General features: G+C 70.3%; 22 protein-coding genes and 1 other RNA gene. 7 read left to right on the top strand and 16 right to left on the bottom strand.

Going from position 1 to position 19,567, the window contains the following annotated elements; translation table 11 throughout:
* Nucleotides 1-4: 4 nt before the first annotated feature.
* Nucleotides 5-574, bottom strand: a complete 570-nt coding sequence (locus D0Z08_RS08145) for a YqgE/AlgH family protein (protein ID WP_342772337.1) — start codon at nt 572-574, stop codon at nt 5-7.
* Between the two features lie 119 nt (nt 575-693).
* A complete protein-coding gene (locus D0Z08_RS08140; protein WP_118924484.1) occupies nt 694-1,230 on the bottom strand; it encodes a hypothetical protein in 537 nt (178 codons plus the stop codon).
* Nucleotides 1,231-1,566: 336 nt separating this feature from the next.
* On the opposite strand from D0Z08_RS08140, the gene D0Z08_RS08135 reads away from it, so the two are divergent.
* Nucleotides 1,567-2,253: a TetR/AcrR family transcriptional regulator gene (locus D0Z08_RS08135; protein ID WP_245993761.1), complete on the top strand. Its 687-nt coding sequence runs from the start codon at nt 1,567-1,569 to the stop codon at nt 2,251-2,253.
* Nucleotides 2,254-2,278: 25 nt separating this feature from the next.
* On the opposite strand, the gene D0Z08_RS08130 is transcribed toward D0Z08_RS08135, so the two are convergent.
* Nucleotides 2,279-2,893 (bottom strand): histidine phosphatase family protein, encoded by a 615-nt coding sequence (locus tag D0Z08_RS08130; RefSeq protein WP_220454102.1) that lies wholly within the window; start codon nt 2,891-2,893, stop codon nt 2,279-2,281.
* Between the two features lie 98 nt (nt 2,894-2,991).
* Here D0Z08_RS08130 and D0Z08_RS08125 point away from each other — a divergent pair, with 98 nt between their 5' ends.
* A complete protein-coding gene (locus D0Z08_RS08125; protein ID WP_182481226.1) occupies nt 2,992-4,485 on the top strand; it encodes an HNH endonuclease signature motif containing protein in 1,494 nt (497 codons plus the stop codon).
* Nucleotides 4,486-4,508: 23 nt separating this feature from the next.
* On the opposite strand, the gene D0Z08_RS08120 is transcribed toward D0Z08_RS08125, so the two are convergent.
* The 5 genes from D0Z08_RS08120 to D0Z08_RS08100 all read right to left on the bottom strand — a co-directional run bounded on the left by D0Z08_RS08120 (nt 4,509) and on the right by D0Z08_RS08100 (nt 8,627).
* Nucleotides 4,509-5,060, bottom strand: a complete 552-nt coding sequence (locus D0Z08_RS08120) for a GNAT family N-acetyltransferase (protein ID WP_118924478.1) — start codon at nt 5,058-5,060, stop codon at nt 4,509-4,511.
* A 57-nt stretch (nt 5,061-5,117) separates the two neighbouring features.
* Nucleotides 5,118-6,143 carry a DUF3048 domain-containing protein gene (locus tag D0Z08_RS08115; protein WP_182481225.1) on the bottom strand — a complete coding sequence of 342 codons (1,026 nt, stop codon included), beginning with the start codon at nt 6,141-6,143 and terminating at the stop codon, nt 5,118-5,120.
* Nucleotides 6,144-6,192: 49 nt separating this feature from the next.
* Nucleotides 6,193-6,963, bottom strand: a complete 771-nt coding sequence (locus tag D0Z08_RS08110) for an SDR family NAD(P)-dependent oxidoreductase (RefSeq protein WP_118924474.1) — start codon at nt 6,961-6,963, stop codon at nt 6,193-6,195.
* A gap of 61 nt (nt 6,964-7,024) precedes the next feature.
* Nucleotides 7,025-7,441: an HIT family protein gene (locus tag D0Z08_RS08105; protein ID WP_118924472.1), complete on the bottom strand. Its 417-nt coding sequence runs from the start codon at nt 7,439-7,441 to the stop codon at nt 7,025-7,027.
* Between the two features lie 142 nt (nt 7,442-7,583).
* The gene (locus tag D0Z08_RS08100) at nt 7,584-8,627 is read right to left on the bottom strand and encodes a glycerophosphodiester phosphodiesterase (RefSeq protein ID WP_245993759.1); all 1,044 of its coding nucleotides are present in this window, start codon (nt 8,625-8,627) and stop codon (nt 7,584-7,586) included.
* A gap of 82 nt (nt 8,628-8,709) precedes the next feature.
* Here D0Z08_RS08100 and D0Z08_RS08095 point away from each other — a divergent pair, with 82 nt between their 5' ends.
* Nucleotides 8,710-9,369 (top strand): SDR family oxidoreductase, encoded by a 660-nt coding sequence (locus D0Z08_RS08095; RefSeq protein WP_118924470.1) that lies wholly within the window; start codon nt 8,710-8,712, stop codon nt 9,367-9,369.
* Here the strand turns inward: D0Z08_RS08095 and D0Z08_RS08090 are convergent, their stop codons facing one another.
* Nucleotides 9,370-9,984, bottom strand: a complete 615-nt coding sequence (locus D0Z08_RS08090) for a TetR/AcrR family transcriptional regulator (protein WP_182481224.1) — start codon at nt 9,982-9,984, stop codon at nt 9,370-9,372.
* A gap of 85 nt (nt 9,985-10,069) precedes the next feature.
* Between D0Z08_RS08090 and D0Z08_RS08085 the strand changes: the two genes are divergently transcribed.
* A complete protein-coding gene (locus D0Z08_RS08085; RefSeq protein ID WP_118924466.1) occupies nt 10,070-10,429 on the top strand; it encodes a hypothetical protein in 360 nt (119 codons plus the stop codon).
* Nucleotides 10,426-12,339, top strand: coding sequence for a linalool dehydratase/isomerase domain-containing protein (locus D0Z08_RS08080; protein WP_118924464.1), 1,914 nt, complete (start codon nt 10,426-10,428; stop codon nt 12,337-12,339). Before D0Z08_RS08085 ends, D0Z08_RS08080 begins: the two co-directional genes overlap by 4 nt.
* Nucleotides 12,340-12,352: 13 nt before the next feature.
* Here the strand turns inward: D0Z08_RS08080 and D0Z08_RS08075 are convergent, their stop codons facing one another.
* From D0Z08_RS08075 to ftsE, 6 genes are all read right to left on the bottom strand, one after another.
* On the bottom strand, nt 12,353-12,598 hold the full coding sequence (locus D0Z08_RS08075; protein WP_118924462.1) for a hypothetical protein: 246 nt from the start codon (nt 12,596-12,598) through the stop codon (nt 12,353-12,355).
* 57 nt (nt 12,599-12,655) lie between these two features.
* Nucleotides 12,656-13,023, bottom strand: a transfer-messenger RNA (tmRNA) gene (ssrA, locus tag D0Z08_RS08070).
* Nucleotides 13,024-13,134: 111 nt separating this feature from the next.
* Nucleotides 13,135-13,638, bottom strand: coding sequence for an SsrA-binding protein SmpB (smpB, locus tag D0Z08_RS08065; protein WP_118924460.1), 504 nt, complete (start codon nt 13,636-13,638; stop codon nt 13,135-13,137).
* Nucleotides 13,639-13,680: 42 nt separating this feature from the next.
* Complete coding sequence (locus tag D0Z08_RS08060) at nt 13,681-14,982, bottom strand: M23 family metallopeptidase (protein ID WP_118924458.1); 1,302 nt, start codon at nt 14,980-14,982, stop codon at nt 13,681-13,683.
* 53 nt (nt 14,983-15,035) lie between these two features.
* Nucleotides 15,036-15,974 carry a permease-like cell division protein FtsX gene (gene ftsX, locus D0Z08_RS08055; RefSeq protein WP_118924456.1) on the bottom strand — a complete coding sequence of 313 codons (939 nt, stop codon included), beginning with the start codon at nt 15,972-15,974 and terminating at the stop codon, nt 15,036-15,038.
* Between the two features lie 68 nt (nt 15,975-16,042).
* Complete coding sequence (gene ftsE, locus D0Z08_RS08050) at nt 16,043-16,732, bottom strand: cell division ATP-binding protein FtsE (protein WP_118924454.1); 690 nt, start codon at nt 16,730-16,732, stop codon at nt 16,043-16,045.
* Between the two features lie 104 nt (nt 16,733-16,836).
* On the opposite strand from ftsE, the gene D0Z08_RS08045 reads away from it, so the two are divergent.
* On the top strand, nt 16,837-17,484 hold the full coding sequence (locus D0Z08_RS08045) for a hypothetical protein (protein WP_147381365.1): 648 nt from the start codon (nt 16,837-16,839) through the stop codon (nt 17,482-17,484).
* Here D0Z08_RS08045 and D0Z08_RS08040 read toward each other — a convergent pair.
* Entirely contained in the window at nt 17,481-18,086 is a 606-nt protein-coding gene (locus D0Z08_RS08040) for a TetR/AcrR family transcriptional regulator (RefSeq protein WP_220454101.1), read from the bottom strand. The two genes, D0Z08_RS08045 and D0Z08_RS08040, sit on opposite strands and share 4 nt — an antisense overlap.
* Before the next feature lie 39 nt (nt 18,087-18,125).
* Between D0Z08_RS08040 and D0Z08_RS08035 the strand changes: the two genes are divergently transcribed.
* A complete protein-coding gene (locus tag D0Z08_RS08035; RefSeq protein WP_118924448.1) occupies nt 18,126-19,388 on the top strand; it encodes an acyl-CoA dehydrogenase family protein in 1,263 nt (420 codons plus the stop codon).
* The last annotated feature ends 179 nt before the right edge of the window (nt 19,389-19,567 follow it).

Below are 19,567 nucleotides of genomic sequence, written 5' to 3'. Positions count from 1 at the left end.
GAGATCAGTTGAGCTCGGGGTCGGCAGGCCGGGTGGCGTGCAGTGCGAGATCTCCCGGCTGACGACGCATCACGTCGCGCCAGAGGTCGCGGGTGTCGAGCCGGAAGACGTCGTCGGCGCGGCCGGGTACGGCGTACCAGCTGCCCTCCTCGATCTCCCCCTGGAGCTGTCCGGCGCCCCAGCCGGCGTAGCCGGCGAAGATCCGCAGCCTCTCCACGGTGCCGACGACCAGCTCCGTCGGCGTGTCGAGGTCGAGCAGCCCCAGCCGGTCCGTGACCGACCGGAACCCGACGGCGTCCTCACCGCCCGGGGCGGCCAGCGCGACTGCCAGGGCTCCGTCGGTCGACACCGGGCCACCCTGGAACAGCACCTCCGGCTCGTCGACGACGTCGCCCCACTCCCCCAGCACCTCGGAGACGGGCAGGGCGCTGGGCCGGTTCAGGACCACGCCGAGCGCGCCCTCGGCGTTGACGTCGAGCAGGAGGACGACCGAGTCGACGAAGTTCGGGTCGAGCAGGTCGGGGCTGGCCAGCAGGAGCATCCCTGCCTCGAGATCGCCGACCACGTTGTTCACGGACCCATCATCCCCGATCCGGAACAGGCAACAGCCCCGGGACGACACGGGAGGGAGGGAGGTGTCGTTCCCGGGGCCGTTGCTGGGAAGACCCGGCGCTGGGAGGAGCGCCGGGTGTGTCAGGCGGCGACGATCGCGCGCAGGCGCTCCATGAAAGGGAGCCGCGGCGCGTCGTCCTCGACGCGGTCGATCGCGGGGATTCCGGGCACGGTGGTCCGGGCGCGCTCCTCGATGGCGGCGCCGACCTGCTGGCCCTCCTCCTTCCCGACACCGGCAAGCCCGGCCATCGCTGCGAGGTAGTGGTGCTCCTTCGACGTGGACCGCACCACGGCCTGGGCCATGGCGTCGTCGGTCGGGTGAGCGCGGTAGTGGTCGAGAATCATGCGCACGCCGGGAAGCTGCTCGGCGGTGCGGGCCCAACCGGCGGTGACCGCGGACTCGAGGTCCATCGGCTGCACGGAGAGCTCGCTCTCGATGTGGCCCGCGAGGCGCGTGCGCCACTTCAGCTGCAGGGCACCGAGGAGGTCCAGTTCGTCGTGGAACCGCTCGGCAACACCGGGAACGTCCATCGGGAGGATTCCGTCCCGACGGACCGCCGCGGTGGCGATCACGGAGCGAAGGGTCTCGCCCCGGTTGTGAAAGGCCGTCCAGGTCATGGTCAGCTCCTTAACTGGTGTGAACGGCAGCCAGTCCCCCCGATGGAACAGACCTGCGTCGGCGTGGTGCGCGTTCGGAATCGGTTCCGGACCACCGACATACCGTTGGTACGTACTGACAGTATGCGTCCGAATTCGAGTACGCCAAACACCCACACGCGTGATCCCCAACACCTGAAATTCGGCGAATTGCCCGTAGGTGCGGGGTTCCCGCAATTCGTGTGGCGCGCGCCACTGATGCCCGTCACAGCCCTGAGGATTCGGAGTGACGCACGACATATGCTGGCCCCCGTGGCCAAGGCTTCAGTGTCGAAACTGGTCCCCAAGGTGCCGAAGGTGCCCAATGTCCCGGGGGCGACGCGCAGGGCGGCGTACTCCGCCTCGACGAAGCGCGCGCTGATCGACGTCGCCGAGGAGCGCTTCACCGCCGCCGGCTACGCCGCGGCGTCGCTCGATGCGATCGTCGCCGGCGCGCGGGTGACGAAGGGGGCGCTGTACCACCACTTCTCCGGCAAGCAGGCGCTCTTCGAGGCGGTCTTCGAGCGCGTCGAGGACGATGCTTCGAAGCGGATCCAGAAGGCGCTCAAGGGGCAGAAGGACCCCTGGGTGAAGGCGCTGGCCGGCCTGCGGGCGTTCCTCGCAGTCGTGCAGGAGCCCGGCTACCGCCGGATCGTGATCCAGGAGGGCCCGGCCGTGCTCGGCTACGAGCGCTACCGCGAGCAGGAGGAGCGCTCGACCTTCGCCAACGTGCTCGACATCGTGCGTTCGGTGCTCGAGGCCGGCGACTGGGAGCTCGACGAGCCGATGCTGCAGACCTATGCCCGGATCTTCTTCGGCGCCATGTCGTCGGCCGGCGAGTCCGTCGCGACCGCCGAGGACACCGAGCAGGCCGCGGAACGGGTGGAGGGCGCGATCGCCTTCCTGCTCTCCGGCGTGCAGCTGATGGTCGAGTCCGGGGTCGAGATGCCGACCGCACTTGCCGCCGTACCCACGTCAGGTGGCAGCAGGACCAGCGACGACTGAGGAGTCTCCAAGCTGCTGGCGCGAGTCAGAGCCTCATGTGGGCTGGAAAGCCCGTCCACCGGAGCTCGGCGGGCAGGTGCGACATGTCGTTGAACACCACTACGGTCGGAGGCCGGTCCGTGAAATACCGAAGCACCGTCAGAGCGGCGTGGCCGTTGTCGAGCCCCAGCCAACGCCACGGCGGAGCAGCGCACGCATGGCGAACCAGCCACCCGATGGTGAAAGCGTGAGTCACGACGAGATGGTGGCTGTCGTTATCGACCTGCCCCGTCGCAGTCAGCAGCCGGATGGCTTCGGCCGCGAACTCCGCTCCCCGTGCCGCCTCCTCCGACGAAACGCCAGCCAGGAATGCCATCACACCGGCGCGGTGCTCTGGGTCGACCTCGCCCGGAGATGGCACGTGCGGGACGTAGTCCCCGGCAGCCTCGAGCTCGGTAACCGGCACCTGACTGCCGAGTTGCCGTGAGATGAGTCGTGCGGTTTCCGTCGCCCTCGTCGACGGGCCGTGCTGAACCGATGCGAAGGGCACACTCGACAGGCGTCGCCCAAGCAGCACGGCCTGCTGAACACCTCGCTCGGTCAGCCTGCCGTCGTCGTCCGGCTCAGCGTGGCGCGTGAGATAGAGGTGTCGCACTGACATGCCCGGCATTCCACCACGAGCCATTGACGGCCGACAGGAGGCTCGAAGCCAAGGAAGATCTCTTCCGGAGGTTGTTATTCGAACAGATGTTCGATAGGATGAGCGCATGCAATCCACCCCAGCCGCTGACGGCGGCCACCGCCGTCCAGGCTGCCGCGGCGCTCGCCGACGTGGACTGGGATGGCCTGGATGGTCCGGACGCGTTGGCGACCGTCGTTGAGCTGGGCCGGTTGAAGGCGGTCGTGGACGGCGCCCTGGTCGCGGTCGCCGAGCGGCTGGAGGAGACCGGTGCCGCGGACGCGGCGGGGTGGGCCTCGACCAAGGACCTGCTGACCCATGTGCTGGGTGGTCGCAAGGGTGCCGGGGCTGGGTTCGTCCGGGTCGCTGAGCGGACCACCGACCTGCCCGCGGTCCGGGCCGCGTTGGCGGCGGGGGAGATCTCGTTGGCGCAGGCCGGGGTGATCACCGGCCGGGTCACCACCCTGCCCCGGGACCCCGAGCTGCGCACCCAGGCCGCCGACAAGCTGCTCGGCCTGGTGGCCGAGCACGGCTATGACGCCACCGACCTGGACCGGTCCTTCCCCGCCGTGGTCCGTAACCTGGACCCCGACGGGTCGCTGTTGGGCGCCGAGGGGGACAAGGAGAAGACCGAACGCGGCGCCCACGGCGCCCGGCACCTGTCCTTCACCACCGACACCCTGGGCGGGGTGCGGATCAAGGGCTACGGCACCGTGGAGGAGGCCGAGCTGATCAAGACCGTCCTGATGCCGCTGGCCGCACCGGTGACCACCGTTCCCGGTGCCTGCGGCGGCGACCCGGCCCACCCGTCCAGCCGCGACGAGACCGGGCGTCGGGTCGGGCACGGCTGCCCCGACCCGGTCTGTGCCCACGACGGCAAGGACCCCCGCGACCACGGGGTGCGGATGTGGGACGCCCTGATCGAGGCCTGCACCCGCCTCCAAGCCACCGACTCCCTGCCGCACGCCCACGGCACCACCGCCCGGATCACCGTCACCACCACCTACGACGACCTCCGCCAACGCCTCGACGACCAGGCCGACGACCAGGCCGACGACCAGGCAGACGACCAGGCAGACCAGGCCGACGAGCCCGACCAGCCCGACCAGCCGCAGCCCGAACGCAGGAGCACGGGCACCGGGCTACTCCCGTCGGGGGACACCCTGTCCGCGACCGCGGTCCGCCGGCTCGCGTGCGACGCGGAGATCATCCCCGGCGTCCTCGGCGCCGAGGGCCAGATCCTCGACCTCGGCCGCGCCACCCGCCTGGTCACCACCGCCCTCTGGCTCGCCCTCATCCTGCGCGACCAGCACTGCGCCTTCCCCGGCTGCACCCGCCTGCCCATCGCCTGCGACGCCCACCACATCATCCACTGGGCCGACGGCGGACCCACCAGCCTGCACAACCTGGTCCTGCTCTGCCGCAAACACCACACCCTCACCCACCAAACCCCCTGGCAGGTCCACCTCGACCCCAACACCCACCGACCCGTGTGGATCCGCCCACCACCCGTCGACGACCGCGACCGCTTCACCTACCACCCACCAACCCGACCACCACCCCTCGTCGCCTGAGCCGGCGGATGCCGTCGCCGTACCTATCTGGGCACGGCGGCGAAGACGAGCGCATCGGACGGTTGCCCGTCCGCGGTGGTGAAGAAGTTCCGAAGACGCCCCTCGTGCTGGAATCCAGCACGCAGGAGCACGCGCTGTGACGCGAGATTGGTCGGTTCGACCCAGGCCTCCAGACGCTGGAGCCCGAGAGCTTCGAACGACCACGGCATGATCAGGCGGCCCCCCACTGTCGCCGCGCCGCGTCCGCGAGCCGCCGGGACGACCCAGTAGCCCAGCCCTCCGACGCGGGGCTGCGGTCTCAGGCTGACGACGACGAGGCCGACGGCGCGGTCATCGGACAGGTCGACGATCGCCTGGGACACCCCGACGCCGTCGGTGGCGCGACCCATCTGGCGATGGAGGAAGGCGATGCCCTCCTCCGGCGTGAAGGTCGCGGGCACGGTCGTTCCCCGTGGGATCTCAGGATCCTCGCTGGCCTGCCGGACGCAGTCCAGATCGGCCTCGGCCCACGGCCGCACCCCGAACCGTCCGTCGCTCAAGGGCGTCGACGGGTACGGCAAGGGGGCGCCAGGCACGCATCGAATCGTGCCACCGGACGGTGCCCGCCTCGGGCACCGTCCTGGTGAGCCGTCCTACTTCCCGAAGGTGACCGAGCCACCCTTGTCGTCGATCGGGACCAGCTCGATCCAGACCCGCCCGGCGGGCACGGTGAGCTCACCGTCCTTGGTCTTCAGCTCCACGGCCGAGCCGAGCTCGTCCTTGCTCCACGTTCCCTCGACGACCTTGCCGCCGTGGAAGAGCAGGGCCTTGCCGTCGCCCTCGAAGATCGTCTCCGGGACCGGGTTGCCGGCCGGGTCGGTGTAGCCGGCGTCGCCGACGTCGACCCGCAGCACCAGCACGCTGTCGGCCGGGAACTCGTCGCCATCAGCGGCGTGGCTGTTCTGGTTGACGTAGGAGCCGTTCTGGAAGGTCCAGTTCGTGGCGTGCGAGCCGAAGTCCGCCGTCAGCGTGTTGGCCGCCTTGCCGTCCGGCAGGTCGCCCTCGGCGCCCCACGGCAGGTAGTCGACCGGCCGGGCGGTCTCGTCGTCCTCGGAAGCGTTGGCGACCTTCTTCATGTCGGTGAAGAGGTTGTACGGCGCACTCCGGCTGCTCTCGCGGTAGAAGCCCGGGCTGCCTTCGTTGTAGATCTTGATGCCCGCGTCCACGACCCGCTCGACGGTCTGGGCGGCACCGCCGCTGGTGACCATCGCGCCGTCGACCGGCGAGACGATGCCGATGTCGCTGGAGCGCATCGACCGCACCGGACCGACGTCGCCGGGGATGTCGGAGTAGTAGAAGGCCGCGAGCCGGGTGATGCCACCCTCGACCAGCTCCTCGACGACCAGATCGGCGTGCGACAGCCCCTGCTGCGGCGAGCTCGCCTCGGTGTTGTCCAGCTTGAGGACCAGCACCGGGTGGTCCTGCTCGGCCGAGTCGCCGCCCTCCACCGGGAGGCCGGTGAGCGGCCACGTCGCCGGGTCGCCCTCGCTGCTGGCGATCGACTTCGGGTCGTCGGAGGCGTCCTCGTCCTTCTTGTCCTCGCCCCCGCAGGCGGCGAGCCCGAGGCTGAGAGCGGTCAGGGTGGCGGTGATGCGGATGAGCTGGCGCGCGTCGCGCACGACGGACTCCGTTCGTCGGTTGCGGGTGGTCGTCTTCGAAGCTATTGGATCAGGTGCCGAGGCTGATTCCGCCGTCGACGTACAGCGTCTGACCTGTGATGTACGACGCCTCGTCGCTCGCCAGGAAGCACACGGCTGCCGCGATGTCCTCCGGGAAGCCGACGCGGCGGACCGGGTTGGCCTCGGCGTTGAGCCGGCGGAACTCGTCGACGTCCAGCTTGAGCCGCGCGGCGGTGGCGTCGGTCATCTCCGTGGCGATGAAGCCCGGCGCGACCGCGTTGGTGTTGATGCCGAACGGGCCGAGCTCGATGCCGAGGGTCCGGGTGAGGCCCTGGACGCCCATCTTGGCTGCCGAGTAGTTGGCCTGGCCGCGGTTGCCGAGCGCGGAGATGCTCGAGATGTTCACGATCTTGCCGTACTTCTGCTCGACGAAGTGCTTCTGAGCAGCCTTGGTCATCAGGAACGCGCCCTTGAGGTGCACGCCCATGACCAGGTCCCAGTCCTCCTCGCTCATCTTGAAGAGCAGGTTGTCGCGGGTGATGCCCGCGTTGTTGACCAGGATGTGGATGCCGCCGAGATCGGCGACGACCCGCTCGATCGCGGCGTCGACCGATGCGGAGTCGGACACGTTGGCACCGACACCGATCGCCTTCGCGCCCTCGGCGACGGGCAGCTTGGCGGCCGCCTCGCTCGCTGCGGCCTCGTCGAGGTCGACGATCGCGACCGACGCGCCCTCCTCGGCGAACCGGGAGGCAGTGCCGAACCCGATCCCGCGTGCTGCTCCGGTGATGACGGCGACTCGCCCGTCGAAACGACCCATGGCTGTTCCTCGCTGTTCGTCTTATCGCGTTGGCGACTCGACACCTTACGACCCGGCTGACTCAGCCGGATCCCAGGGTCCGGCGCAGCCGGTCGGCGTACGACGCGGCTTCGCCGGCGGCGTACTTCGTGCGCGGCCAGAAGAAGCCACGCAGCCCGTCGCCCTTGGTGCGGGGCACGACGTGGCAGTGCAGGTGCGGCACCGACTGGCTGACCACGTTGTTCACCGCCACGAAGCTGCCCTGCGCGCCCAGCCCGTCGACCATCGCGGTCGCGAGCCGCTGAGCGGCCGCCAAGAAGCCGTCCCGCAGGTCCGACGGCAGGTCGGGAAGCGTCACGACGTGCGCCCGAGGCACGAGCAGGACATGTCCCTTGAACACCGGGCGACGGTCGAGGAACGCCATCAGGTCCGGGTCGTCGAGCACGACATCGGCCGGGGTGTCGCCCGCGATGATCTCGCAGAAGACACACCCGGCCATGCGCCGCACCCTAGAAGAACGTCAGGACAGCAGCGTCACGAGATCCAGGCGTCGCGCGTGGCCACCGCGAGGTCGGGGTGGTCGCTGAACAGCGCGTCCACGCCGGCGTCGAGGAAGGCGGTGATCTCGGCAGCCAGGTCGCCTACGCGTTCGGGTCGGCGCCGACCCGGAAGTTCGTCGCCATGAACTGGTTCTCCGCGCGGAGCGTCCAGATCACGACCGGCAGTCCCGCCCGGTGGGCCAGGCCGACCACGTTGCTCGGCTCGCCCGTGGCACCGGTGGCGGGGTCGCGCGGCAGGATCCAGTTCTTGTTCGGCGAGAGCCAGTCGGCGTAGCTCGCGATCGCCCTGATTCCCTTCTTCGTCAGCATGCTGGCGTAGGTCACACCCTGGGCCTTGAGGTCGTACGGGCCGCCGGCGCCGTCGAGGAGCTGCACGATCGGCGCGTCCGTGAGCCCGTTCAGCTCCTTGAGGTTGCTCACCTCGAACGACTGGATCGCCACCGCCGACCGCTCCTTGTCGAGGCCGAACCGGTCGAGCGTGTCGACCAGCGGCTCCTCCATCGAGAGCCCGAGGGAGTCGAAGTACGTCGAGTGCTTGATCTCGGGCGCGACGCCGATGGTGCGCCCGGTCTCCGCCTCGAGCTGGTCGACGAGCGTGAGCACCTCCTCGAGCGTCGGGACCTCGAAGAGTCCGTCGTACGCGGTGTTGTCCGGCCGCACCTGCGGCAGCCGCTCCTTCGCGCGGAGGGTCTTGAGCTCGGCGAGGGTGAAGTCCTCCGTGAACCAGCCGGTCACCTGGTTGCCGTCGATGGTCTTGGTCGTACGGCGGTCGGCGAACTCGGGATGGTCGGCGACGTCGGTCGTACCGCTGATCTCGTTCTCGTGGCGGGCGACGAGGGCGCCGTCGCTGGTGGAGACCAGGTCGGGCTCGATGTAGTCGGCACCCTGCTCGATGGCAAGCCGGTACGACGCCAGCGTGTGCTCGGGGCGGTAGCCGGACGCGCCGCGGTGGGCGAACACGAGCGGCTCGTCGAGCTGGACGACGTGCCCGCCGAGCCGGTCGGGGCTCGCGCTTTCGAGCGGAGCCGCGTTGGCCGCGCTCACGACGGGCGCGAGTGCCAGCGCGGTGAAGGCGGAGGCGGCCACGAGGGCGCGCCGGGGCGAGAGATGGAGCCGGGATGTCATGGCGTCACCCGACCAGCCGGAGGTGGCGGCCGGCTGAGCGCACGGTGAACGGCCGCTGCCCGTCGCCACGTACGTTGGTGACATGCGTGTCGTGATCGTCGGAGGCCATGGCCAGATTGCCCGTCTGCTGCACCCCCTCCTCGTGAAGGCCGGTCACGAGCCGGTCGCGCTGGTGCGCAACGAGAGCCATCGCACCGAGCTCGAGGCGGCCGGTGCGGAGGTGCGGCTCCTGGACATCGAGCAGGAGGGCGCCGACGCGTTCGCCCGGGCGTTCGCCGGGTGCGACGCGGTCGTCTTCGCCGCGGGCGGCGGGCCGGACGGCAACATCGAGCGCAAGCGGACCGTCGACCTCGAGGGTTCGCTGAAGTCGGCAGAGGCGGCCCGGCTCGCCGGGATCCAGCGGTTCGTGCAGGTGTCGGCCATCGACGTCGACAACCCGGTGGCTCCCGACACGGGCGAGGTCTGGCGGGCGTACGTCGAGGCCAAGCGCGACGCCGATGCGGCGCTGCGCGCGACCGACCTCGACTGGACGATCATCCGGCCCGGGCGCCTCACCGACGAGCCGGCGACCGGACGGGTCGGCCTCGGCCCCGATGTCGCACGCGCGTCGGTCCCGCGCGCCGACGTCGCCGCCGTGCTGGCGGCCGTGCTGGACCGACCGGCGACGATCGGCCACCAGTGGAACCTGGTGTCGGGCGACCTCGGCATCGCCGAGGCGGTCGACCGGGCCGCAGCCGACTGATCAGGCGCGCTTCAACGACTCCGCCGACGCCAGGCCGATCCCAGCGATCGTCCGCACCAGCGCCGCCTCGTCGAGATCGAGGTCGCCGGCGAGCCAGCGCGCCATCACCTCGGTCGTGCCGGAGACGATTAGCAGCGCGACGACCCGGGCCCGCGGATCGGTGGGCTCGACCTCGAGGGCGTAGCCGAGGATGAGCTCGGCGAACTCGTCGTACGCCGCATTCCGCCGCTGCTCCAGTGCCGGATCGCGCGACGACTCGACGTACAAGCGTGCGGCGCGCTGGTCGGCCGAGACCGCGCGGACCAGTGCTGCGACCGTCCGGGTCAGCCGCTCCCCCGTCGTGGCCGCCGGCCCCGACAGAGCCGGCGTCACGGCGGCTCGAGCGGCGTCGAAGAATGCGTCGAGAGCGGCGACGAGGACCGTCTCCCGATCGGCGAAGCTCTCGTAGAAGTAGCGCTTGGACAGGCCGGCCCGCGCACACACCGCTTCCGCAGTGACGCCAGCGACGCCCGCTTCGGCGACGACGTCGAGGCACGCCTCGAGCAGCTGGGTACGGCGCAGCGCGCGCCGCTGGTCGGCGCTGACCCCACGGTAGGGACGGACGGAATCTGCCACGGCAGACATCTTGATACGGACCCGTTCCTGATTCATGCTCTGAAACAGGAACGCTGCCGTTCTTACTTTGTCCCGGAGGTGTCCCGTGGGTTGCTGTCTCGCTCTCGCCTACCTGGTCGCGCTGGTGCGCCGGACCTGGTTCACCGTGGTGCCGGGGGCGCACCCGACGACCGCCGCCTTCGCTCCCCCGGCCCGCCGGCCGGCGCCGGGCGGACCGGCGCTGGCCCTCGGCCTCCCGACCGCGCGCCTCACCTCGACCAGGCGGCCCGCGGCCCGGGCGCTGGTCGGCGGTGGACTCGCCTGGTTCGCGCTCGGCGTGGTCGGCATGCACGTCTTCGGATGGTTCGCCTGGGCCGAAGGATCCCTGCTCAGCGACACCGCGTTCCACGCGTCCGGGCTCTGGGTCGCGGCCACCGGATTCGCGCTCCTGGCGGTGCGGGCATGACCATTCCGGCGACCGACGAACGGGTCCAGCTGCTCCTCCCGAGCCCCACGCGCGCCGTACCGCCGACGACCGCGCGTCGCCAGCGCCGCGCGATCCTGACGTACAGCGCGCTCTGGGCGTTAGGTGCCCTCCCCGGCCTGCTCGATCTCGGGACGGCCTGGACGGCGACCGGCCTCGGGCTGGTCCTGCCCGGTGGCGGTCTCGCGTACGGCGGACACCCCGTGCTCGCGCTCCTGGCCGTCGCGGCGGTGGTGCTGTCGGTCTTCACCTGGTGGGCGACAGGACCGACCGTGCTCCCGCCCCTGATGTGGCTCGGATCGGCCGTCCTCGGCGGTCTGGTCGCCGACCCCGGCGCGACCGCGACCCAGGTCGTCGTCCTCAGCCTCGGCCCGGCGCTCATCGTGACGGCGGTCGGGGTGCACCGGCTGCGGCACGTGCGTCAGGCGCGCACCGGCGCCCGTCTCAACGAACGGCTGCGCGACGTCGAGTTCGTCATCACCGGGCCGCCCGGGCTCGACGTACGCGTGCCGGTCACCGAGCACTCGGCGCAGGATCTCGCCCACCTCCGCTACGCCCTCGACCTGGCGCTCCAGCCGATCGACTCGTTCGTGGGCTTCACCAAGATCGACCAGTTCCGCGAGGCGGCGACCCGTTACCAGCTCAACGCGCTCGGCTACTCCCTGTCGATGGCCCAGTTCACCCGGACCCCCGCTTTCACCGGCTACCTGGCCGAGGGCCAGCGCAACGCCATCGAGAAGATGCTCGACCGACGGATCTGGGGCTACTGGGCCGTCGAGAACGCCTGGGGCAACCTCGACCTCGACCGCGACCCGGTCGACAACAGCGAGAACATCATGCTGACCGGCTTCCACGGACTGATGGTCGGGATGTACGAGACCCTCAACGACGACCGCTTCTCCCGCCCCGGCGCGCTCACCTACCGCTGGAACGACGACGTCGGCTACGTCAACGACTACGGCAGTCTCGCGGCGTCGATCCACCGCAACGTGCAGCGGTCGCCGTACGCCCTGTTCCCGTGCGAGCCCAACTGGATCTACACGGTCTGCAACACGTTCGGGATGAACACGATGGTCAGCCACGACCGGCTGCACGGCACCGGCTACTTCCCTGCGGTCGAGGCACGACTCCGCGACTCCTACGAGACCGAGTTCCTGCGGCCGGACGGGCGGATCATCGGCGTCCGCAGCAGCCACCTCGGACTGTCGTGGAACCTCTGGGCCGGGCCCTCGATCCAGCTCACCACGTCGTACTGGATGCACGCCGCGCTGCCCGACATCGCGCAACGGACCTGGTGGCTGCTGCGCGAGCAGGAGCTGCGCACCGAGGGCGACACCGTCGCCACGCGACCCGGCGTCTCCGCGCGGCTCGACCCCGGCAACTACCAGCTCGGCACCGACACCTACAGCCAGGTCGTCACCCTGATGGCGGGCCGGGAGGTCGGCGACGAGGACCTCGCCGCCCAGGTCCAGCGCGGGCTCGACGAGCGCGAGGAGGTCACCGAGGCCGACGGGGCCTGGCGTTACGCGAACGCCTCGGGACTGGCCAACCTCTACGCGAACCTCGGTCGGTTCGGGCGGCGCAGCGGTCTGCGCGACCTGGTCACCTTCGGGACACCAGAGGCATGGCGTCGGGGCCCGGTCCTCGCCGAGGTCGCGTACCCCGACGTCCTGGTGGCCAAGGCCGTCACCGACGGCGTCGCCCTGGACCTGGTGCTGCGACCGGGCGCCGGGCCGGTGCGCACCGTCCTGCTCGTCGAGCGGCTGGTGCCGGGCCGTGAGTACGCCGTCACTGGCGCGGCGCAGTCGACGTACGTCGCGGACGCCGACGGCACCGCCGCCATCGAGATCGACCTCGGAGGTCGCCAGGAGGTTCGCATCGCCCCTCGCTGACCCGATTCGTCGGTCAGGACTCCTCGAGCGGCTCGATCGAGCCGACCCGCAGCACCCGCACCTCGAGCTCCTCGATCACGAGCTTCTTGATCCGGCCCTCACCGAGCGCCAGCTTCCCGATCGCGACGGCGCCGATGGCGACGGCCCCGATCGCCAGTGCGCCCAGCGCCGCGGCACCGACCGCACTGGCGCCGTACGCCGACGCGCCCATCGCGAGGCTGCCCCTCACCTTGGGCATCAGGTCGAGAGTCGGCTCCATAGCCCGATGGTCGCAGAAAAGACATCGGCGGTGCCGCAAGGCACCGCCGATGTCTTCACGTGGAGCTGGCGGGAATCGAACCCGCGTCCTCGAGCGTCGAACCAGGTCTTCTCCGGGTGCAGTCAGCGATGTCGTTTTTTCTGCCCCGGCGCTCGCACTGACACGTCGCCGACAGGCCTATTCGGGATTGAGTCCCGGCCGACCCTCCCGACGGAGGTCTGGCCAGCAAGTCTCCTAGTCGACGCCAGGATCAGGGACGGAGACGGATGCCCTGTCTGACGCTTCGATCACCGCTCAGGCGGCGAGAGCGAAGGACTGCTTGTTGTCGGCAGTTATTAGTTTCCAGCGATCGTTTACGAGATGACGCTGGCTCCTCGACCCGCTTCCCCTGGAACAAACGTCCCAAGTCGAAACCGATCAGCCCCTCTTGAGTTGTGATTCCATCTTACGGACCCAACCGCCAGAACGCGCATTCGATTCCAGCAGGCGCGCGGCGTTGCCCCAGCAGACCGCCGTGACCCTGCTCGACCTCGGCGTCAGTCCCGCATCCCCTTCAGGCGCCGGCCGAGCTCCACCTGCTTCTCGCGGTCGAACTCGCGCTCGGAGAGGGCCTGCCGCTTGTCCCACGACTTCTTGCCCTTGGCCACGCCGATCTCGACCTTGGCCCGGCCCTTCACGAAGTAGAGGGACAGCGGGATGACGGTGAGACCCTTCTCGCTGACCTTGCGCTCGATCTTGTCGATCTCGGCGCGGTTGAGCAGCAGCTTGCGCTTGCGCCGGGCGGCGTGGTTGGTCCAGGAGCCCTGGGAGTACTCGGGGATGTGCACACCGTGCAGCCAGGCCTCGCCGCCGTCGATGTCGATGAAGCCGTCGGTGAGGTTCGCGCGGCCGAGCCGCAGCGACTTCACCTCGGTGCCCTGCAGGACCAGGCCGGCCTCGAAGACGTCGTCGATGTGGTAGTCGTGGCGCGCCTTCTTGTTGGACGCGACGAGCTTGCGGGGCTCACCCGCGTCCTTAGGGGACTTTCCCTGCTTGGCCATCCCGCCATTCTCCCAGGCGGGGTCAACGGCGTTTCGGGTGGCTTACAGGTAGTTCATCGGGTCGACCGGGCTGCCGTTGCGCAGCACCGTGAAGTGCAGGTGGCAGCCGGTGGACCAGCCGGTGGAGCCGACGTACCCGACGACGTCGCCACGGCCGACGCGCGCGCCCTCGGAGACGTTGTAGCTGGACAGGTGGTTGTAGACCAGCGTCAGGTTCGCGCCGTTGACCGAGCCCACCGACAGGTAGAGCCGGTTGCCGTAGACCTGGTCGTAGTAGGTGTTGATGACGGTGCCCGACTCCCCCGCCCACAGCGCGGCGCCGCAGCCGGCACCGAAGTCGGTGCCGTCGTGAAGGCCCCAGTAGCCGTAGATCGGGTGCGTCCGCCAGCCGAACGGCGACGTCACCGGCCCGGCGACCGGCATCTGGAGGAGGCCGTCGGTGGAGCCGTTGTACGACGGCCCGGGGTTGTCGTTCGTGAGGGCCAGGATCTGGCGGCGGATCCGCGCCTCGCGGTTCTTGAGCCGCTCGAGCGCGGCGCGGTCGTGCTGACGAGCGCGTACGGCGGCCCGGCGGGCGTGCCGCGACCGGACGACCAGGCGCGCCACCTGCGCGCGGGTGTCATGGGCGTCGGCGAAGAGGCCACGGATGGTGAGCAGGTTCTGCCGCGCCGCCTCCTTCTGCCGGGCGACGGCGTCGCGCGCGCCACGGACCTCGTCCTTCCAGTCCGCGAGCTCTTCCTCAGCGGCCTGGTAGTCGGCGAGCGCCTGGTCCTCGCGGCCGAGGATCATCGTGCCGGCGGTCTGGGCGATCTGGAGCTCCTGGATCGACCCGGACGAGGTGATCGCGTCCATCACCGCAAGATCGGCGTTGCCCTGGGTCTCCATCCCGAGGACGGTGTTGCGGACCAGCTCGCGCTGCGCGTCGACCTCGGCGCGGGCGGCACGCAGCTCGGCCGCCACCCGGTCCAGCCTGGCCTCGGCACGGACCAGCCGGCGGGCCAGCCAGCGTCGCTCGGCGCGGGCGTCCCACAGGTCGGCGCGCACCCGCTGCAGGTGCTTGCGCGCCCCGTCGAGCCGCGCGTTGGCGCGCTCGAGACGGCGGGTGGTGCTGGCGACCGCACGGCTGGCGTGCTCGAGCTCGTCGTGCGCCCGGTCGATCTGGTTCTCGACCTGCTCCTGCTCGTGGCGCAGCTTCTTCTCGTCGTCGTCGGCGAACGCGTTGGGGACCGCGAAGCTGCCGATGGCGACGGCACCGACCACGAGCGCGGCGACGCGCTGGGACCGGGACGGACGGAGGGGCCTGGGGGCAGGACAGTCGGACGGGGCGCCGGGGAAGGAGCGCACGGGTACAACCTTCTGTTCGGGGAAGTGAACGCGTCGACCGTATCCGCGCCGGGTCAGACTTTGATGTATTTGCGGGTCAGCAGGAGTGTCGGAATGAGCGTCAGCGCCGGGCCGAGGATCAGGATCCCGGGCGGTACCAGCCCGATCAGCGACTGGACGTAGTCGTCCCACCCGATCCACGGCACGAACTCGATCACGTCCGCCAGCCCGTCGAGGATCGCGAACCTCGTGAACGCGGCCAGGGCGCCGGCGGTAAGAGCCACGCCGATCGCAGCGGTGACCAGTGACTCGAGCAGGAACGGGAGCGCGATGTAGAGGGTCGATGCCCCGACCAGGCGCATGATCCCGATCTCGCGCCGACGGGCCATCGCGGCGAGCCGGATCGTGTTCGCGACCAGCAGCAGCGAGGCCAGCAGGAGCAGGCCGGAACCGATCCAGGAGCCGTACTTGAGCGAGTCGATGATCCCGAACACCGGCTCGAGGTCCTCACGCTGGTCCTGGATGACGGAGACTCCCTCGAGCCCCTCCACCGCGCTCTTGACGCCCTCGGCCTCCTTGGGGTCCTTGAGCGTCACCCAGTACTGCGGCGGCCAGTCCTCGACCGTGATGATCGGGTCCGGTCCGTCGAAGTAGGGCTCGTACTGGGGGATGTCCTGCGCCTCCTCGAACCCTTCCTCCTGGGTCTGGTACTCGTAGGACTCGACCTCGGGGTTCTCCTTCAGCGCGTTCTCGATCGCCTTGCGCTGCGGGTCGGTGACGGCGCCGCCGCCGCAGGTGGGGCTGCCGTTCGGGTCGTCGACGACGCAGAGGTTGACGAGGATCTGGAGCTCGTTGCCGAGCGCCTCGGCGGTCTTGTCGGCCTGGCGCTGCAGCAGCATGCCGCAGCCGGCGAGGGTCAGCGACACGAACAGGGTGAGGATCACGGCGACGTGCATCGACAGGTTGCGACGCAGGCCGGAGCGAAGCTCGGTGAAGACGTAGCGGAGCTGCATGTGGGTGGGCTCTCCTGGGTGCAGTCAGGCGGCGGGGGCGGTGCCGTCGGTCGGGGCGGGCGGGCCGGCTAGTGCTGGAAGCCGTAGCTTCCGGCTGCCTCGTCGCGGACGACCTTGCCCTGGTCGAGCTCGACCACCCGCTTGCGGAACTGGTCGACGAGCCCGTGGTCGTGGGTCGCCATCACCACGGTCGTGCCCCGCTTGTTGATGTCCTCGAGCAGGTTCATGATCCCGACCGACGTGGCCGGGTCCAGGTTGCCGGTCGGCTCGTCGGCGATGATGATCATCGGCCGGTTGACGAAGGCGCGGGCGATCGCCACCCGCTGCTGCTCACCGCCGGAGAGCTCGTCGGGCATCCGGGAGCCCTTGTCCTTGAGCCCGACGACCTCGAGGGTCTCGGGCACCACCCGGTTGATCTCGCGACGCGACTTCCCGATGACCTGGAGCGCGAAGGCGACGTTCTCGGTGACGGTCTTGTTGGGGAGCAACCGGAAGTCCTGGAAGACGGTCCCGACCTGGCGGCGCAGCCGGGGCACCTTCCACCCCGCCATCCGGTTGATCTCCTTGCCGGCGACGTAGACCCGCCCGCTGGTGGGGCGCAGCTCACGGAGCACGATCCGGAGCGCGGTCGACTTGCCCGACCCGGACTGTCCGACGAGGTAGACGAACTCGCCTTTGTCGATGTCGACCGTCACCTGGTCGAGCGCCGGCTTGCCGGGACCGGGGTAGTTCTTGGTGACCTTCTCGAAGCGAATCACTGACCAGACGGTACGCCAGGACGGCAACCGGCGATCGGACGCCCGCCTCTCGGAGCGTCGTTGTGACTTAGGAGACTCCCCCGACCGACGTCTATCGTGGGCCGGTGCCGAGGACCCTGCGATGGCTGATGCTCGCCGTCGTGCTGACCACTCTTCCGGTCGCGACGGGCGTCCTCGTGCTGGACGACGAGGCGCCGGCGATGACGCCGCCCGAGCCGCCCGCCTACGCCTCGACGCCCCTGACGGACTACGACACGACCGTCGTCGCACTGAGCCGCGCGCCGTTCTGCGACCGGATCCCCGAGGAGGCGCTGACCGAGGCGCTCGCCGGCGACGTCGGCTGGACGGTGACGGCCTACCGCAACGGCCAGGCGGCACAGATGGCGCCCGGGGTCGACGACGTCGCCCACGAGTACGGCTGCCGGGTCGACGGCGCCGGCCTCGCAGACGGTGAGCTCCGGGCGTGGCTGTTCGTGCCGCCGGTCCCCCGGTCGCGGGCGACCGAGCTGATCGCCGATGCGAGCGGCCGGCCCGGATGCACGCGACCGGCCCAGGCGCCGGCGTACGGCGCTCCCAGCGTCGCGCTCGTCTGCCCGTCCGGTGACCGTCGTTGGGCATCGTTCCGCGGCCTGTTCGGCGACGCCTGGCTCACCTGCAGCCTGGCCGCGCCCACGTCGGTCCCCGAGCAGGACCTGCTCGACCGGGCCGGCCGGTGGTGCGTCGCGGTAGCGAAGGCAGCGGCTGCCTCTTAGGCGGCGAGCAGGGCGGTGAGCGCCCGGCAGCAGTGGGCCACCTCGTCGGCGAGCGGCACCCGCTCGGCGGCCGCGGTGCCGGACCAGAGCAGGGCCCGGTCCTCGACGTACGCCGTCCATCCGTGCACGACCGGGGTGGTGGCCGGTTCCAGCCCGACCGCATCGACGACGCGGTGCGCGACGGTCATCCGGTGCGACTCGACGCCCTCGCCGCCGATCGAGATGGCGTCGCTGCCGAAGACCAGCGCGAGGTAGAACTCCCGGCGCCGGTCGACCTGGGCGTAGAACCGCTCGACGAACTGGCGCAGCGCGAGATCGGCGGCGACGTCCGGATCGGGCGAGATGTTGCGCAGCACCCGTCGCAGCGCGGCGCCGACCACCGCGTCGTAGTAGTCGGTCTTGGTCGGGAAGTAGTGGAACAGCAGGCCCCGGGAGATCCCCGCCTCCGCGGCGACGGCGTCGAGGGAGAGGTCCTGGATCGGCTTCTCGACGAGCATCCGCAGGCCGATGCCGAGCAGCTGTCGCCGCCGTTCGTCCTGGCTGAGCCGGGTGCGCGTGCGAGCCGCGGGCGGTCCCGACTGCGCCGTGTGATCTGCGTCCACGCTATTGAGCATTGCTCAACAGTGTGCCAGGGTCAACCCATGGACTTCGCACCCTCCCCGCGGGCGGCCGAGCTGACGGCGCTGGTCAAGGACTTCATCGAGACCGAGATCGAGCCGGTCGAGGCGGCGTACCACCACGAGATCAAGCGCCGCCGCGACGCCGGGCAGGGCGAGCAGTGGCAGGAGCTCCCAGTCATGGCGGACCTCCGGGCGAAGGCGCGCGAGCGCGGCCTGTGGAACCTCTTCCTCCCGGCCGGCCACGAGGGGCCGTACGCCGAGAAGTACGGCACCCTCGGCGGCGCCGGCCTGTCCAACGTCGAGTACGCGCCGATCGCCGAGCTGACCGGCCGGTCCTTCGTCGCGCCCTACGTCCTCAACTGCAACGCCCCCGACACCGGCAACATGGAGGTGCTGCTCAAGTACGGCTCTCAGGCGCAGAAGGACCAGTGGCTCGACCCGCTGCTCGACGGCCGGATCCGCAGCGCGTTCCTGATGACCGAGCCCGGGGTGGCGTCCAGCGACGCGACCAACATGGAGCTCAGCGCGATCGTCGACGGTGACGAGATCGTGCTCAACGGCCGCAAGTGGTTCTCGACCGGCGTCGGTCACCCCGACTGCGAGATCTTCATCGTCATGGGTCTCACCGACCCCGAGGCCGACCGCCACCACCGGCACTCGATGGTGCTGGTCCCGCGGGACACCCCGGGCGTGAAGGTCGAGCGGATGCTGACGACGATGGGCTACTTCGACGAGCCGCACGGCCACGGCGAGGTCTCGCTGACCGACGTCCGGGTGCCGATCCAGAACTTCGTGTCCGGCCCCGGTGAGGCCTTCGCCATAGCGCAGGGACGGCTCGGCCCCGGCCGCGTCCACCACTGCATGCGGCTGATCGGCCTGGCCGAGAAGGCCCTCGAGCTGGCCTGCCAGCGCGGCACCGACCGGGTCGCCTTCGGCAAGCCGCTGGTCAACCTCGGCGGCAACCGCGAGCGGATCGCGCAGGCCCGGATCGCCATCGAGTCCACCCGCCTGCTCGTGCTCAACGCCGCGTGGAAGCTCGACGTCGGCGGCCCGATGAACGCGATCAGCGAGGTCTCCCAGATCAAGGTCGCCGCTCCGGCGATGGCTCTCGACGTCATCGATTTCGCGATGCAGATCCACGGCGGCGGCGGGCTCACCGACGACTTCCCGCTGGCCGCGGCGTGGACCACCGCCCGGTCGCTGCGGTACGCCGACGGCCCCGACGAGGTGCACCTCGGCCTGATCGCCCGCCTCGAGCTGATGAAGTACGGCGTCTCGCGGTGACCCGCCGGGTCCTGCACCGCAGATCTGGTCGCCGAGCGGTCATGACCGGGATCGACAGAAGAGAATGGTGATCGTGCCCGACCGCACCGCGCGGATCGCCGTACTCACCGAGCGCACGATGCATCCGCTCCACGACCGCCAGCAACGCGGCTTCGCCGCCCGCATCTTCGCAATGACAG

This window comes from Nocardioides immobilis (genome assembly GCF_003515065.1).
Classification (GTDB): domain Bacteria; phylum Actinomycetota; class Actinomycetes; order Propionibacteriales; family Nocardioidaceae; genus Nocardioides; species Nocardioides immobilis.
This window is presented reverse-complemented; position numbering and strand designations above follow the sequence as displayed.